The organism is Nocardia sp. NPDC058058 (assembly GCF_042885355.1).
Taxonomy (GTDB): domain Bacteria; phylum Actinomycetota; class Actinomycetes; order Mycobacteriales; family Mycobacteriaceae; genus Nocardia.
Window position 1 is genome coordinate 784884 of the sequence record NZ_JBHVSA010000004.1, and the last position, 14996, is coordinate 799879.

Here is a 14996-nt window from a genome sequence, read left to right on the forward strand (position 1 = left end):
GGACGGGTGTTCAATCCTCGTCGACGGTCGCGCAGAACAGTTGCGCGGAACCGTCTATCGCCCGTGCGCGAATAGCGCCGTCAGCCGCCGAGATCCACGCCGCGTGCCCGCATTCGACGCGCAGTTCGTCACGTCCCTGCGAGAACGCGATGGTGCCGTGCGTGCACAGTGCGATGCCCGGACCGGCGGTGTGCGGGATGACCACCGCCGCGCCGTCCGCCCCCAGCTCGTACCGGCTGAGCGCGAATTCCGGTGCGGGCGTGTGGTACTGGAACACCCCGTCGCCCAGGTCCTCGGCCTCGATGATCGGCAGGTCCAGGGGCTCGAAGTCGAGCACCCGCAGCAGCTCCGGCACATCCACGTGTTTGGGGGTGAGCCCGCCGCGCAGCACATTGTCGGAATTGGCCATGATCTCCACGCCGACGCCGCGCAGGTACGCGTGCAGGTTCCCGGCCGCGAGGAACAATCCCTCACCGGGTTCCAGGGTGACGCGATTGAGCAGCAGCGCGGCGAGGGTTCCCGCATCGCCCGGATACGCCTCGGCGAGTTCGAGTGCGGTGCGCACCTCGGCGGTGAATTCCTTACGCGTGCCGTTGCTTCCGGCATCGCGTTCGGACAGATAGCGCACGCAGCCGTCCAGCACCTTGGGCAGCAGCATGCTCAGCGCGGCCTGCGGCAGCGCGATCCAGGTGGTGAACAGCGTGCGCAGTCCGGCCGAATCGGGTTGGGCGGCAAGCAGCTCCGCGTACGAGTTCAGCTCGGGCACATCGAGCGCGTTGAGCAGTCGCACGGTCTTGCGCGGTTCCCGGAATCCGGCGAGCGCCTCGAAGCGTTCCAGGGCCACCACGAGTTCGGGTTTGTGGTTCTCGTCCCGGTAGTTGCGCATGGGCGAGTCGATCGGGACCCCGGTGTGGTTCTCCCGCGCGAAGCCCTGCCGCGCCTGTTCCAGGCTCGGATGCGCCTGTAGCGAGAGCGGTTCCTCGGCGGCCAGGATCTTCAGCAGGAAGGGCAGCCGACCGCCGAATTCGCCCGCGACAGCGCCGAGTTCGTGTTGCGGGTCGGCGCTGACCACGTCGAGCAGGGATCGGGTGTGCCCGTTGATCCGCACCTGTGCGGGATCGGCGGGATGCGCGCCGAACCAGAGTTCGGCCTCCGGATGTGCGGATGGAACCGGTCGCCCGCACAGCTGAGCGAGCGCGGTGCGCGAACCCCATGCATAGGATCGCAGCGCACCAGCGAGTTCGTGCACTAGTAGTTTCCCCCGTCATAGCGACCCGGATTCGAGGCCGGGCTGACGCCGAGTAGTCGTAGGTACGCGGCGGCCATTTCCAGCCGAAGCGCGAGCACCGCAAGCTGTTCCAGTTCCCCGCGCGCCCCGGGCAGCGGTTGCGCGGGCGCGCCCGCCGGCGCCGGTTCGGTCCCGCCGACGGTTTCGGCATCCAGGTTCACCAGTTCGGCGTCGACCAGTCCGGCATCGGAGCCGAAGATCGCCAGCCGCCGCCGCGCCGCGGACTGATCCGGATCGGCGCTGAGCACGAACAGTCGCACCTGCTCCACCGGGGCCGGGCCGTCCAGTTCGGCATCGTGGAAAAGCGGATCGAAGTCCGGTGCGGCCGTCCCCGCCGCCTGCACCAGACGACCGTGTGCCGCAACGGCTTCGGCGAGCGTGACCGCGGCGGTGATCTGCCCGGCGCCGGCCAGCAGCACCTCGGAGGCGTGCGTGGCGAGCACGGTCGCGGCGGGCGAATCCCCGGCCAGCACCATGCGCTTGCGCTGCTGCATGCGGGTGGCCAGGGTTTTGGCCGGATTGTGGAACGCCTCGTGCTGCGGTCCGTCGCGCAGCGCCTCGGCATCGAGCAGATCGGCGAGCGCGTTCAATTCGGGCAGACTCGGGCCGGTGCGATTGGGGTCGACCGCGCCCAGCACCGCCATCCCGACCGCCAGATAGCGCAGCAGCCGATTGTGGTCGAGCACCCGGACGCGGGGCGGCAGCATGGTCGCGCGCCCGGCGGCGGCGGCCCGCAGCGGTCCCTCATCGGGTGCGGCGACCACCACTTCGGCGCCGCGCCGCACCGCGAAATCCACGGCCGCGGCCAGCCGCGGATCGCCCGCGTCGTCACCGGCGACCAGCACCACGTCCAGCGGGCCGACCCAGGGTGGAATCGCGGTGGCGGCCACCAGCGGCATGCTGGTGCGATCGCCGAGCGCGGCCAGCAGCAGGGCGGCCGCGCGCGCGGCTCGGCCACTGCCGGAAACCATCACGAGACTGCGCGGGCGCAGGTCCCGCAACCGGGTGAGCGCGTCCTCGGCGAGTGCCGCCGCGGTCGCTCGCACCAGTGCGCCGCCGGATGCGGCAGAGCGCAAGGTGCCCCCGGTGTCCGCCGCCTCCAGCGAGGCGACGTCATCGAGGTCGAGTACAGGTGTCCCAGCGATCATCGGGCGTTGCCACCTCCCCTCATCGGGTCACCAGACGCTGGTGAATCCAAGCTCTGTGATTCCACTATTCCAGTCAGGCGCGAACGATGCCCAGGATCTCGGTGACGAGTTGGTCTACTTCCTCCTGCGATCGGGCTTCGACGTTGAGCCGCAGCAGCGGTTCGGTATTCGAGGCCCGCAGGTTGAACCATGCCTTATCCGCGAGTTGCACGGTGACCCCGTCCAGACGGTCCACCGACTTGGCTCGTTTGCCGAACGCCTCGAGCACCGCGGTGGTTCGTTCCTTCGCGTCGGCCACTGTCGAGTTGATCTCTCCGGAGGACGAATATGTTGCATACGCGGACGCGATCTCGGACATCGGCCGGTCCTTCTCACCGAGCACGGCCAGCACGTGCAGCGCCGCCAGCATGCCGGAGTCGGCGCCCCAGAAATCGCGGAAGTAGTAGTGCGCGGAATGCTCGCCGCCGAAGATCGCTCCGGTGGAAGCCATCTGCTGCTTGATGAACGAGTGACCCACGCGGGTGCGCACCGGATTGCCGCCCAGCTCGTTCACCAGCTCGGGCACGGCCTGGGAGGTGATGAGGTTGTGGATGATGGTCGCGCCCGGCTCCTTGGCGAGCTCGCGCTCGGCCACCAGTGCGGTGATCGCGGACGGGGCGACCGGATCGCCCTTCTCGTCCACCACGAAACAGCGGTCGGCGTCGCCGTCGAAGGCCAGGCCGATATCGGAACCGGTCTTGCGAACGTAGTCCTGCAGATCCACCAGATTCTTCGGATCCAGGGGATTGGCTTCGTGATTGGGGAAATTGCCGTCGAGTTCGAAGAACAGCGGTTCGACGGTGAACTGCGACAGCGTGCCGAGTACGGCCGGAACGGTGAAGCCGCCCATGCCATTTCCGGCGTCGACCGCGATGCGCAGCGGGCGCGCACCGCTCAGATCGACCAGCTTGTGCAGGAATTCGGCGTAGGCGGACAGCAGATCCTGTTCGGTCGCGGCGCCGCGCGGGCCGTCGAATTCCGGTACGCCCGAGATGACCTCATCGGAGATGGTCGCCAGGCCGGTGTCCTGACCGACCGGCAGCGCCTTGGCGCGGCACAGCTTGATGCCGTTGTACTTGGCCGGATTGTGGCTCGCGGTGAACATCGCGCCCGGGCACTCGAGATGGCCCGAGGCGAAGTACAGCTCGTCGGTGGAGGCGAGCCCGATGTGCACCACATCCAGGCCCTGCGCCAGCACGCCGTCGGCGAAGGCGGCGGAGAGTTCGGGGGAGGAGTCGCGCATATCGTGGCCGATCACCACGCGCCGCGCGCCCTCGGCGCGCATCAGCCGGGCGAAGGAGCCGCCCACGTCACGTACGAACGCCGCGTCGATTTGTTCACCTACGACCCCGCGTACGTCATATGCCTTGATGACTGCATGTACGGACTCGGCGGAGCGGGGCTCTGTCATGCCGACCACATTAGTAGAGGCGGCTCTGGAGTCGAATTCGGCGCTGCTGCGCATGTCCGCGAAGCTTCGATGCTCAGTTGGGCGGGTCCGGGAGTACCCGTAGATGCCCGCGTCTACCCGTGCGATTCGGGCGCGGCTGGGCGGGCGGGTAATCGGTGTATCCGCGCGGATCGGGTTCCGGTGTGCGGCGGCGTAATCCGGCTTCGCGCACGGCCTCGGCCAGCGCGGTCAGATCGTCGTCGTCGGGGGTGCCGGAGGAGAACCCGCCTTCATGCTTGACCAGCTCCCAGCCCTTGGGGGCGGTGATGCGGGAGGCATGTGTTTCGCAGAGGTCCCAGGAGTGCGGTTCGGCGACGGTGACCAGTGGTCCGACCACGGCCATCGAGTCCGAGTACACATAGGTCAGCGTCGCAACGGCCGGATTCTTGCAGCCTGGACGGCAGCAACGACGCATGGGAATCACGCCATGCAGGGTAACCCTCCGGGCGCGCCGAGGGGGATAGACACGCTCAATGAGGTCGGCCTCACTCGAGCAGATGTCCGGTTCGGCCGGTCGATGTCCGGTTCGTCGGGTGTTGCGGGAGCGACGCCGAGGCGAATCCAACTCGAGGGTGGATTGCGGTTAGATTCAGTGTTATGACCCGTTCACGTAAACGACCGGCGCCGACCGCGCGCTCGGTGATCCGCCGCGGGCGGGGTGTGCGCGGGCCGATGTTGCCGCCGACCGTTCCGGCGCGGCGCACGCGCGGGCAGCAGTTCGACCGCCTGGTGCTGGAGGCGTTCGCGCCGTTGGAGAGTCGCTGGCACGATCAGCTCACCAAACTCGATATCGCGGTCGACGATGTGCCGAAAATCCGTCCGCTGCACCCGGATTCGGTGACCTGGCCGGATGAGGTCGTCGCCGACGGCCCGGTACCCCTGTCGCGCCTCATCCCGGCAGGGGTGGACCGATACGGCCAGGCGACCCGCGCCCGAGTTGTCTTGTTCCGCAAACCATTGGAACTACGCGCGGGTGACCCTGACGACCTGGTGGACCTGCTGCGCGAAGTTCTCGTCCAGCAGATCGCGACCTACCTCGGGGTCGACCCGGATGTGATCGACCCCGAACCCGGAGAGTAACTCCGAGACGCACGGCGGCACTGAAATCAGCTGCCGCCCAGTGCGTTTGAAACTTGCTGCGCTGGGTACGCAGCAAGGTCGACTTAGATGATGCCGCGCTTGAGGCGTCGGCGTTCCCGCTCCGAGAGTCCGCCCCAGATGCCGAACCGCTCATCATTGGCGAGGGCGTATTCCAGGCATTCATCGCGAACTTCGCAGCCCAAGCAGATGCGCTTGGCCTCGCGGGTGGAACCGCCCTTCTCGGGGAAGAACGCCTCCGGATCGGTCTGGGCGCACAGCGCCCGTTCTTGCCACTGCTCCGCTTCGGTCATCTGACGACCACCGCGGGAAAAACTGTCGAACGCTTCATCATTGCCCGTGACGATCAAGCTCAGGCGCGGCGGTTCGGGCTGATATTGCGCTCTCGCCCATTGGCCGCCCCCCGGCCGCGTCGTCATCGGTTCACCCCCCTCGATTCCGTTCCAAGCATCGGCGCAGAAGCCAGGTGCTGCGCCAGCTGTGGAATCGGTTTGCGATACACCGCCTGGAATTTCTGACGGGGCCAGCTCATCGGCCATCGCTCCGCCTCCTCACTGTGTGTTAGCGCAGAATGATTAATCCGTCGGAACCGATCCCACCGACGGCCCAACACCGCGACGTAGTCCCGCGGCCATCCCCGAGCTGTTCGCCATTCCGATGATGCGAACGCGTGTTCGAAATGCCGTCCGCGCCTTGAGCTCTCGCACGGACCCGGAATGACATGCCTGTGATTAGACACGCCGGGCGTGGCGGTGGTCAAGCCGCCGAAGCTATTCCGTTACCATCCTCGACCCCCTTCGGCAAGGTTCCCGCAGATCAAACAGCAAATTCACAGCAAATATCCCGTGAAGGTTCTTCCGGCCCGAACCGCTTAGGCTGTGCGGATGTGACTCGAGAACAAGCGGACACCGCACCCGGAACCGGTCTGCGCATCGCGGTATTGGTCGGCGGAGTGGGCGGCGCGCGGTTCCTGATGGGCGTGCGAGAGCTGGTCCCCGGGGCCGAGGTGACAGCCATCGTCAATGTCGGCGACGACGTCTGGATGCACGGCCTGCGCATCTGCCCTGACCTGGACACCTGCATGTACACGCTGGGTGGCGGCATCGATCCGGAACGCGGCTGGGGGCATGCGAACGAGACCTGGAACGCCAAGGAGGAGCTGGCGAAATACAACGCTCAGCCCGATTGGTTCGGACTCGGTGATCGCGATATCGCCACCCACCTCATTCGCACCGAAATGCTGCGCCAGGGGTATCCGCTATCGGCGGTGACCGAGGCGCTGTGCAAACGCTGGGAACCCGGTGTGCGGCTACTCCCGGCAACCGACGATCGGTCCGAAACGCACGTTGTTATCGGTGACCCGGAGAACCCTGGCGAACGTCGCGCGATCCATTTCCAGGAGTGGTGGGTCCGCTATCGGGCAAACGTAGAGACCCATGGATTCGTGACTATTGGGGCGGATCAAGCAAAACCGGCCCCCGGTGTGACGGAAATCATAGCCTCCGCTGACGCCGTGCTGCTGGCCCCTTCGAACCCCGTGGTGAGTGTCGGATCCATCCTCGCGGTCCCCGGAATTCGCGGCGCGCTGCGCACCACCGCCGCCAAGATCATCGGCCTCTCACCCGTGGTGGATGGAAAGCCGTTGCGCGGCATGGCCGATGAATGCCTCTCGGTGATCGGTGTGGAAACCACCGCGGAAGCGGTCGGCAACTACTACGGCGCGCGCACCGGCACCGGCATCCTGGACGGCTGGCTCATCCATGACACCGACAGCGCCGACGTCCCCGGCGTCGAGGTGCGCGCGGTGCCCCTGCTCATGACCGATCCGGCCGCCACCGCCGAGATGGTGCGCCAGGCCCTGGACATCGCCGGGGTGAAACCATGAGCGCGACAACAGGACTGAGGTTCGACATCGCGGGAGTGTCATCGTGACCACGGAATCTAATGCGCCCGGTGCGGGCGCGCCGAGTGACCATGCCTCGGGTGGGGAGTTGTGCATCCTGCCGATCGCCGGGCTGCCGGAGTTCCGGCCGGGCGATGACATCGCCGAACATATTGCGGCGCAGGCGGGTTGGTTGCAGGACGGCGATGTGCTGGTGGTGACCAGCAAAATCATCTCCAAGGTGGAGGGGCGCATCGTGGCCGCGCCCACCGATCCGGACGAACGCGATGCGGCGCGGCGCGAGTTGGTGCAGCAGGAAGCCGTGCGCGTGGTCGCGCGCAAGAACCGCACGCTCATCACCGAGAACAAGCTCGGCATCGTGCAGGCGGCCTCCGGTATCGACGGTTCCAATGTCGACCGCGGCGAACTGGTGCTGCTGCCGGTGGATCCGGACGCGAGCGCGAAGGCATTGCGCACCGCGCTCGCCGAACGGCTCGGCGTTCAGGTCGCGGTGGTCATCACCGACACCATGGGACGAGCCTGGCGAAACGGTCAAATCGATGCTGCCATCGGATCTTCCGGCTTGCGCGTCATGCACGACTACGACGGCGCGATCGACGGGCAGGGCAATGAACTGCACGTCACCCTCGTCGCCATCGCCGATGAATTGGCCGCTGCCGCGGACCTGGTGAAGGGCAAACTCGGCGGCGTTCCGATCGCCGTGGTGCGCGGGCTGGACTACGCGGACGACGGATCGACGGCCGCTGATCTGCTGCGCCGCGGCGTCGAGGATCTGTTCTGGCTCGGCACCGAGGAAGCCATCGACCTCGGTCGCGGTCAGGCATTGCTCATGCGCCGTTCGGTGCGCCAATTCGCCGACACCCCGGTCGAACCCGAGTTGATCCGCGCCGCCGTCGGTGAGGCGCTCACCGCTCCGGCTCCGCATCACACCCGCCCGGTGCGGTTCGTATGGGTCCGCGACCGAGACCTGCGCAACCGACTGCTCGAGACGATGGCCGAGAAGTGGCACGCGGATCTGAAGGGTGACGGCCTCTCCGATGAGCGCGCCGAACGCCGAGTTGCCCGGGGCCGCATCCTGTTCGACGCCCCCGAGGTGATCATCCCGTTCTGCGTGCCCGATGGCGCGCACGACTATCCGGACGAACGCCGCCGCGCCAACGAGGCCACCATGTTCAACGTGGCGGTCGGCGCGGCCGTACAGGGCCTGCTGGTCTCGCTCGCCACCAAGGGCATCGGCAGCTGCTGGATCGGCTCCACCATCTTCGCCCCGGAGATCACCCGTGAGGTGCTGGGCTTGGCCCCGGACTGGAATCCGCTGGGGGCCATAGCCGTTGGCTACCCGCTCGAAGAGCTCGCCCCGCGTGACCCCCGCGAGCCGGGCATCGGTCTGGTGGAACTGTGAGCGCCGAGTCGCTGCACAAGTCGGCGGTGGAGCTGCTCGAAACATGGTCTCCGGCAACGGGTCCGGAACAGTCGCTACGGGAGGCGATGCTGGCGTTCCTGGGGTCCGCGCCGCGCGGCTGCCTGCGCGAGCACGCGGCGGGGCATATCACCGCCTCGGCGATCGTGCTCTCGCATGACGAGTCGGAGGTGCTGCTGACGCTGCATCCCCGGGTCGGACGGTGGATTCAGCTGGGCGGGCACTGCGAGGAATCGGACGATACGGTCGCGGCGGCGGCGTTCCGGGAGGCCACCGAGGAATCGGGGATCGCGGGGCTGACCCTGGAGCCCGGCCTGTATGGGGCGCAGGCGCATCCGATCAAGTGCTCACTGGGTGTGCCGACGCGGCACCTGGATCTGCTTTTCAAGATCAAGGCGCCGGAAGGCGCTGTGCCCGTGCGCAGTTCGGAATCCGACGATCTGCGCTGGTGGCCGGTGCACGCACTGCCCGCCGACGCCGACGTACTGCTGCCCTGAGCTGTGGCTCACTCAGCGGCCCCTCGCGTTGATTCCGGCCGGGGGACCGCATAGAGTCCGGATTCGTAAGACGTTCTCAGGGCGGGGTGGAAATCCCCACCGGCGGTCATGGCGTCCGGCCTATCCGGTGCGCACCAGCCCGCGAGCGCCGCGCGATTCGCGAGAATCGCGCGGGTCAGCAGATTCCGGTGTGAGCCCGGAGCCGACGGTCACAGTCCGGAGGAAAGAGAACGCGACGGTTCCTACCCGGCCGCAGCCCGGCCGGGTGAGTTCGCGTCGTCATGCCCTGGGTGACAACGCGAACAGGAGAAAACTCATGTCACCCATCACCGATTCCGCTCGGGTCGCGATCATCGCCGCGCGCTGGCATTCCGAGATCGTGGACAATGCCGTCGAGGCCGCGCGCATCGCGCTCGCCGATCGCGGCTACACCGAGATCGATGTGATCGAGGTACCCGGCGCCTTCGAAATCCCTTTGCAGGCCCAGCGTTTGGCCAAGAGCGGCCGCTACGCCGCGGTCGCGGCGTGCGCGCTGGTCGTCGACGGCGGTATCTACCGGCACGATTTCGTGGCCTCGACCGTGGTGGACGCGCTCATGCGGGTGCAGCTGGACACCGATGTCCCGGTGTTCTCGGCGGTGCTCACCCCGCACCACTTCCACGAGCACGAAGAGCATTTGACCTACTACGCACGGCATTTCACCGTGAAGGGCACGGAGCTGGCGAACGCTATCGCGTCCACGCTCGCACTGGACGCCGTGCTCAGCTGATACGACGCAGTCCCGCACCCCGGTGGGGTGCGGGACTGCCGCGCTGCGGCGGTACGGCATTGCGCCGCAGCGGATATGGTTCCGGTCGCGTACGCGGGCAGCTAGACCGGAACCGGGCTCTTCTCCAAAGACGGTGCGGCGGTGGCGGGATGGTCGTCCACCATGGTGGTCTCGTCGAACGGCAGCTGCCGGTCCAGCACCGCCCGCACCCGTGCGGGTTCGATGGTGTTGGTCCAGGTGCCGATGAGCACCGTGGCCACCGCGTTACCCGAGAAGTTGGTCACCGCACGGGCTTCGGACATGAATCGGTCGATGCCGACGATCAGGCCGACGCCGTCCAGCAGTTCCGGGCGATGGCTCTGCAACCCGCCCGCCAGGGTGGCCAATCCCGCGCCGGTGACCCCGGCCGCGCCCTTGGACGCCACGATCATGAATACCAGCAGTCCGAGCTGTTCGGTCCAGGACAGCGGTTTGTGCATGGCGTCGGCGACGAACAGCGTGGCCATGGTCAGGTAGATGGCGGTGCCGTCCAGATTGAACGAATACCCGGTCGGCACAACGACTCCCACGGTGGAGCGTTCCACGCCCAGATGTTCCATCTTGGCGATCAGCCGCGGCAGCGCGGACTCCGAGGACGAGGTCGCCACGATCAACAGGTATTCGCGGGCCAGGTACCGCACCAGCTTGAAGATGGACACCCCGGCCGCCGCCCGCAGCAGCACGCCGAGCACCCCGAAGACGAACACGGCGCAGGTCAGATAGAACGCCACCATGAGCAGCGCGAGCTCCTTGACCGCGTCCAATCCGGTGCGCGCCACCACATTCGCGATGGCGCCGAACGCGCCGATGGGAGCCAGCCACAGGATCATGGTCAGAATCCGGAAGACCAGTTTCTGCACCAGTCCGATACCGCGCAGCAGCGGTTCGCCGGTGGCGCCCATGGCCTGGATGCCGAAGCCGACCAGCAGGGCGACGAACAGGGTTTGCAGCACCTTGCCCGCGGTCAGCGACGACACCAGCGTGGTCGGCACGATGTCCTTGAGGAAGTCCCAGGTGCCGCCCGCGCCCTGCGCGTCCTTCACGTATTTGGCGGTCTCCTTGGCGTGCCCGGCGATATCGAGCCCGCTGCCCGGATGCAGCAGATTGCCGACCACCAGGCCGATCGCCAGCGCCACCGTCGACATGATCAGGAAGTACCCGAGGGCCATGCCGCCGACCTTGCCGACCTTGGCGGCCGCGCGCACCGAGCCGATGCCGAGCACGATGGTGCAGAAGATGACCGGCGAGATCATCATCTTGATCAGGTTCACGAACAGCGTGCCGAGTTCGCCGACCTGCCTACCGAACCCCGGCGCGAGCCAGCCGACCAGGATGCCGGCCAGCACGGCCACGATGACGGCCAGGTACAGCCAGTGCGTGCGATCGCGCTTGGGTGTCGCACTGCCCGGCGTTCCGCCGGTGTCGTTCGGTGTCGTCGTACTCATTACTGTTCGGTCCCCATCTTCCGCGGGTGTGAGCCCGCTCACGCCGCTGCGTGAAGAATGATGTCCCCGGACAGTGACGCGGGTCACTGTTTCGTAAGTTTTGTTCACGGAGGCGCAGTGATCGGTCGAAGAACGGAGCCCAGGCGCGGGCGCACGGTCGCCGGGCAGGTGTTCCTGGTGCAGCTGCTGGTGCTGGCCGTGGTCATCGGCGTCGCGACCGCACTGGTGGTGTTGCAGACCCGGCGGGCGCAGGATGACGCCACGCGGGATCGGGTCACCGATATCGCGGTGGCGGTGGCGCAGTCTCCGGCCACGCTGGCGGCGGTGCGCACCCCGGATCCGACGGTGCTGCTGCAACCGGTGACCGAGGCCATTCGCACCCGGACCGAGGTCGATTTCATCGTGGTGATGGCCCCGGATCGCACCCGGTACACCCATACCGATCCCGAGCGGATCGGAAAACCGTTCAGCGGCACCATCGATCGCGCGTTGGCGGGGGAGACCTTCACCGAGACGTTCGCGGGCACGCTGGGCCCGTCCATTCGCGCGGTCACCCCGGTGCGCGATGCCGACGGCCGGATCGTGGCGCTGGTATCGGCCGGGGTCACCCGCACCCATATCGGCGCGCAGGTGCGCGAGCAGCTGCCGATGATCCTGATCGTCGCCGCGGCCGGCCTGCTGCTGGCGACGCTGAGCGCGGTGTTGCTGCGGCGCAGGCTGTTACGGCAAACCGTCGGCTTGGCTCCCGGCGAGCTGCGAGCACTCTACGACCATCACGACGCCGTGTTGCATTCGATACATGAGGGCCTGCTCGTCTTCGACAAATCCGGGGAGCGCGCGGAGGTGGTGAACGATGAGGCCCGCCGCCTGCTCGAACTGGCGCCGGGACCGGTTGCCCGCACGGATCTGCCGATCTCATTGCAACGGTTGGGATCCGGGGTGGTGCGCGATGAGATGCATGTGACCGCCGATCGGGTGCTGGTGGTGAATCAGGATCTGGTGGAGCAGAACGGCAGGCACGCGGGCACCGTGCTCACTCTCCGCGACCACACCGAATTACGGGATGTGATGGGGGAATTGAATTCCGTGCGCGGTTTCGCCGACGCACTGCGCGCCCAGGCGCACGAGGCCGCCAACCGGCTGCACGCGGTCGTCACCATGGTCGAGTTGGGCCGCGCCAAGGAAGCGGTGGTGTTCGCGACGGCGGAACTCGAACTGTCCCAAGCGCTCATCGACCGACTGGCCGGTGCGGTCGCCGAACCGGCCGTGGTGGCGCTGCTGCTGGGCAAGGTGGAGCAGGCCGCCGAGTACGGGGTGGAGCTGACGGTCACCGGTGACACCCTGCTGGACTCCACCGAACCGCTCACCGCGCACGAAATGGTCACGCTGCTCGGCAATCTCGTCGACAACGCGCTCGACGCGGTGGGCCGCGATGAGGACGCCTGGGTGGAGGTGACCGTACGCCGGGATGAGACCGAACTGTATGTGCGGGTTGCCGATAGCGGACCGGGCATGTCGGAGGAATTGTTCAGTCGCGCAACCGAACGCGGCTATTCCACGAAAACCGACCACCACGGTTTGGGATTGGCGCTGGTGCGGCGACTGGTGGCCCGGCACGATGGGGAATTGCGTGCCGGGCGGGAGCCGGAATCCGCTGTCATAGTACGGTTTTCGCTGCCCGAACCACCCCCGAACGACGCCGGGAGTGGCGATGAATAGCGGCCGTCGATGATCAATGTCCTTATCGTGGAAGATGATCCGGCCATCGCGCAGGCGCATAAGTCATATGTGGAGCGACTGCCCGGTTTTCGGGTTGCCGCAGTGGCGCACACCGGGCGCGCCGCCATCGCGGCCGCCGGGAGGTCACAGCGGGGTGACGATTCCGTCGACCTCGTTCTGATGGATATCGGTTTACCGGATATGAGCGGTCTGGCCGTCGCGGCGGCGCTGGCCGGACTGCGGCCGCGCCCGGACGTCATCGCCGTCACCTCCGCGCGCGATCTCGCCATGGTGCGCGCCGCCGTCGCGCACGGCGTGGTGCTGTATCTCCTGAAGCCCTTTACCTTTTCGGCGTTCCGGGAGAAGCTCGAGCGCTATCTCGACTATCGCGCGGCACTGCCCGCGGGCGAGGCGGCGATCTCGCAGCAGGAGATCGACCGCGCGTTCGGGGTCTTGCGCACCCCGGATCAGCGGGCTACCTCGCCGAAAGGTATTGCGCCGCAGACGATGGAGGAGGTGTCGAAGGCGGTGCGCGCGGCGCCCGAAGGGGTGTCCGCGGGCGAGGCCGGGCGAGTCGTCGGCGTTTCGCGGGTTACCGCGTGGCGATACCTGGAACGTCTGGCCGAAGACGGCGTGGTGGAACGGCGAACAGACTACGGTCGCACCGGGCGGCCACAGGTTCGCTACGTGTGGTTGCACTGAGCTCCGGTTCACCACCGGTTTGCCTGTGATGTGCGGTGACTGCGCTCACATGGTCAGTTGCCCGAATGGGGTCTGCCCATGGTGTAACGGTTGCCACCTTTGACGGCCAATCAGTGTTGTAACGGGGATAGAGTCTGTACATATCTACCTGCGAAGTTCTGAGGTATCTAATTAGCGGGGCAAACGTGCAAATGGTCGGCAAACGGTCGGGTTCGCCGGACCCTAAACGACACCTGTGGGTGTTGGGGCTCATCGCCCCTGCGAGTGCTTTGTTGCCTTCACAGCTGGTGTTGCACACCAAAGCCGAGGTGTTCTGGTGGATCGGACCCATCATCGTTCTGATTGTCATACCCGTGCTGGATTGGGTCGTAGGGGAAGACGGCACCAATCCGCGCGACGAGGATTACGAACTACTCAGCAATGACCGGTACTACCGGTGGTGCACCTATCTGTTCCTGCCGGTGCAACTGGTCGGCCTGGTCATCGCGGCCGTGATGTGGGCGGGCGACGACCTGTCCGTCATCGACAAACTCGGGCTCGCCGCCACCCTCGGCTTCGTCAGCGGCATCGGCATCAATGCCGCGCACGAACTCGGGCACCGGGTGGAGAAGCTGGAGCGCTGGCTGTCGAAACTGGCGCTGGCACAGTCGGCGTACGGGCATTTCTTCGTCGAACACAACCGCGGGCATCATGTGCGCGTCGCCACACCGGATGATCCGGCCAGCGCGCGCATGGGGGAGACGCTGTGGGAGTTCCTGCCGCGCAGCGTGATCGGCGGCTTCCGGTCCGCCATCACACTGGAGCGCGCGCGGCTGCGGCGAAAAGGCAAGGGCTGGTGGAGCGTCCAGAACCACGTGTTGCAGGCGTGGTCCATGACGGTGGTGCTGTTCGGGGTGCTGCTCGCGGTGTTCGGGCCGCGCATCCTGCCGTATCTGCTGTTGCAGGCGGTCATCGGCGTGGCGCTGCTGGAGACGGTCAACTACGTCGAGCACTACGGTTTGCTGCGGCGGCGGCGACCCAATGGCAACTGGGCGCGCTGCTCGCCCCGGGACAGTTGGAACAGCGACCGCTTGGTCACCAATATCTTCCTGTTCCATCTGCAACGGCACAGTGATCACCACGCGAATCCCGGTCGGCGGTACCAGACATTGCGGACCTCGGACGAGGCGCCGCAACTACCGGCCGGATACGCCACCATGATCCTGCTCGCCATGTTCCCGCCGCTGTGGCGCTACGTCATGGACGCGCGATTACTCGCGCACTACGGCGGGGATATCGGCCAGGCCAATATTCAGCCGCGCAAACGCGAACGCATCCTCGCCCAGCACGGCGGCGATATGGCGGCCGCGGCCTGAAGCCCGCATAACCCCCGGCAACGGCAGGGTCACCTCCCCTCGAGGAGGTGACCCTGCCGTCGTTGTGTCGCCCGCCCAGGGCACCGACTAGCCTTGCCAAGGGAAGCAGGCCGACCAGGAGAGG

General features: G+C 66.9%; 14 protein-coding genes and 1 riboswitch. Of the genes, 8 read left to right on the top strand and 6 right to left on the bottom strand.

The window, feature by feature from the left end:
* Window positions 1–10: 10 nt before the first annotated feature.
* The 4 genes from manA to ACFVUS_RS34720 all read right to left on the bottom strand — a co-directional run bounded on the left by manA (window position 11) and on the right by ACFVUS_RS34720 (window position 4340).
* Window positions 11–1249, bottom strand: a complete 1239-nt coding sequence (gene manA / locus ACFVUS_RS34705) for a mannose-6-phosphate isomerase, class I (RefSeq protein WP_387776479.1) — start codon at window positions 1247–1249, stop codon at window positions 11–13.
* A complete protein-coding gene (locus tag ACFVUS_RS34710; protein ID WP_387776482.1) occupies window positions 1249–2436 on the bottom strand; it encodes a tobH protein in 1188 nt (395 codons plus the stop codon). The genes manA and ACFVUS_RS34710 overlap by 1 nt, the downstream gene beginning before the upstream one ends.
* Window positions 2437–2509: 73 nt before the next feature.
* Entirely contained in the window at window positions 2510–3886 is a 1377-nt protein-coding gene (locus ACFVUS_RS34715) for a phosphomannomutase/phosphoglucomutase (protein ID WP_387776485.1), read from the bottom strand.
* Window positions 3887–3959: 73 nt separating this feature from the next.
* Window positions 3960–4340: a DUF3499 domain-containing protein gene (locus ACFVUS_RS34720; RefSeq protein ID WP_387778483.1), complete on the bottom strand. Its 381-nt coding sequence runs from the start codon at window positions 4338–4340 to the stop codon at window positions 3960–3962.
* Window positions 4341–4522: 182 nt separating this feature from the next.
* Between ACFVUS_RS34720 and ACFVUS_RS34725 the strand changes: the two genes are divergently transcribed.
* Window positions 4523–5005: a metallopeptidase family protein gene (locus tag ACFVUS_RS34725; RefSeq protein WP_375965792.1), complete on the top strand. Its 483-nt coding sequence runs from the start codon at window positions 4523–4525 to the stop codon at window positions 5003–5005.
* 83 nt (window positions 5006–5088) lie between these two features.
* Here the strand turns inward: ACFVUS_RS34725 and ACFVUS_RS34730 are convergent, their stop codons facing one another.
* Complete coding sequence (locus tag ACFVUS_RS34730) at window positions 5089–5316, bottom strand: WhiB family transcriptional regulator (RefSeq protein ID WP_033089244.1); 228 nt, start codon at window positions 5314–5316, stop codon at window positions 5089–5091.
* 632 nt (window positions 5317–5948) lie between these two features.
* Here ACFVUS_RS34730 and cofD point away from each other — a divergent pair.
* The 4 genes from cofD to ACFVUS_RS34750 all read left to right on the top strand — a co-directional run bounded on the left by cofD (window position 5949) and on the right by ACFVUS_RS34750 (window position 9612).
* Window positions 5949–6908, top strand: coding sequence for a 2-phospho-L-lactate transferase (cofD, locus tag ACFVUS_RS34735; RefSeq protein WP_387778487.1), 960 nt, complete (start codon window positions 5949–5951; stop codon window positions 6906–6908).
* A gap of 43 nt (window positions 6909–6951) precedes the next feature.
* A complete protein-coding gene (locus ACFVUS_RS34740) occupies window positions 6952–8328 on the top strand; it encodes a coenzyme F420-0:L-glutamate ligase (protein WP_387776488.1) in 1377 nt (458 codons plus the stop codon).
* Entirely contained in the window at window positions 8325–8843 is a 519-nt protein-coding gene (locus ACFVUS_RS34745) for an NUDIX hydrolase (RefSeq protein WP_387776491.1), read from the top strand. Before ACFVUS_RS34740 ends, ACFVUS_RS34745 begins: the two co-directional genes overlap by 4 nt.
* Window positions 8844–8911: 68 nt before the next feature.
* A riboswitch (FMN riboswitch) is annotated at window positions 8912–9079 on the top strand.
* An 80-nt stretch (window positions 9080–9159) separates the two neighbouring features.
* Window positions 9160–9612: a 6,7-dimethyl-8-ribityllumazine synthase gene (locus tag ACFVUS_RS34750; protein WP_387776494.1), complete on the top strand. Its 453-nt coding sequence runs from the start codon at window positions 9160–9162 to the stop codon at window positions 9610–9612.
* Window positions 9613–9713: 101 nt separating this feature from the next.
* Here the strand turns inward: ACFVUS_RS34750 and ACFVUS_RS34755 are convergent, their stop codons facing one another.
* On the bottom strand, window positions 9714–11096 hold the full coding sequence (locus ACFVUS_RS34755; protein ID WP_387776497.1) for a cation:dicarboxylate symporter family transporter: 1383 nt from the start codon (window positions 11094–11096) through the stop codon (window positions 9714–9716).
* Between the two features lie 60 nt (window positions 11097–11156).
* Here ACFVUS_RS34755 and ACFVUS_RS34760 point away from each other — a divergent pair, with 60 nt between their 5' ends.
* The 3 genes from ACFVUS_RS34760 to ACFVUS_RS34770 all read left to right on the top strand — a co-directional run bounded on the left by ACFVUS_RS34760 (window position 11157) and on the right by ACFVUS_RS34770 (window position 14872).
* Window positions 11157–12815 (top strand): ATP-binding protein, encoded by a 1659-nt coding sequence (locus tag ACFVUS_RS34760; RefSeq protein ID WP_387776500.1) that lies wholly within the window; start codon window positions 11157–11159, stop codon window positions 12813–12815.
* 9 nt (window positions 12816–12824) lie between these two features.
* Entirely contained in the window at window positions 12825–13517 is a 693-nt protein-coding gene (locus tag ACFVUS_RS34765) for a response regulator (RefSeq protein ID WP_387776503.1), read from the top strand.
* Window positions 13518–13708: 191 nt separating this feature from the next.
* Window positions 13709–14872 (top strand): alkane 1-monooxygenase, encoded by a 1164-nt coding sequence (locus tag ACFVUS_RS34770; RefSeq protein WP_387776506.1) that lies wholly within the window; start codon window positions 13709–13711, stop codon window positions 14870–14872.
* Window positions 14873–14996: the final 124 nt, after the last annotated feature.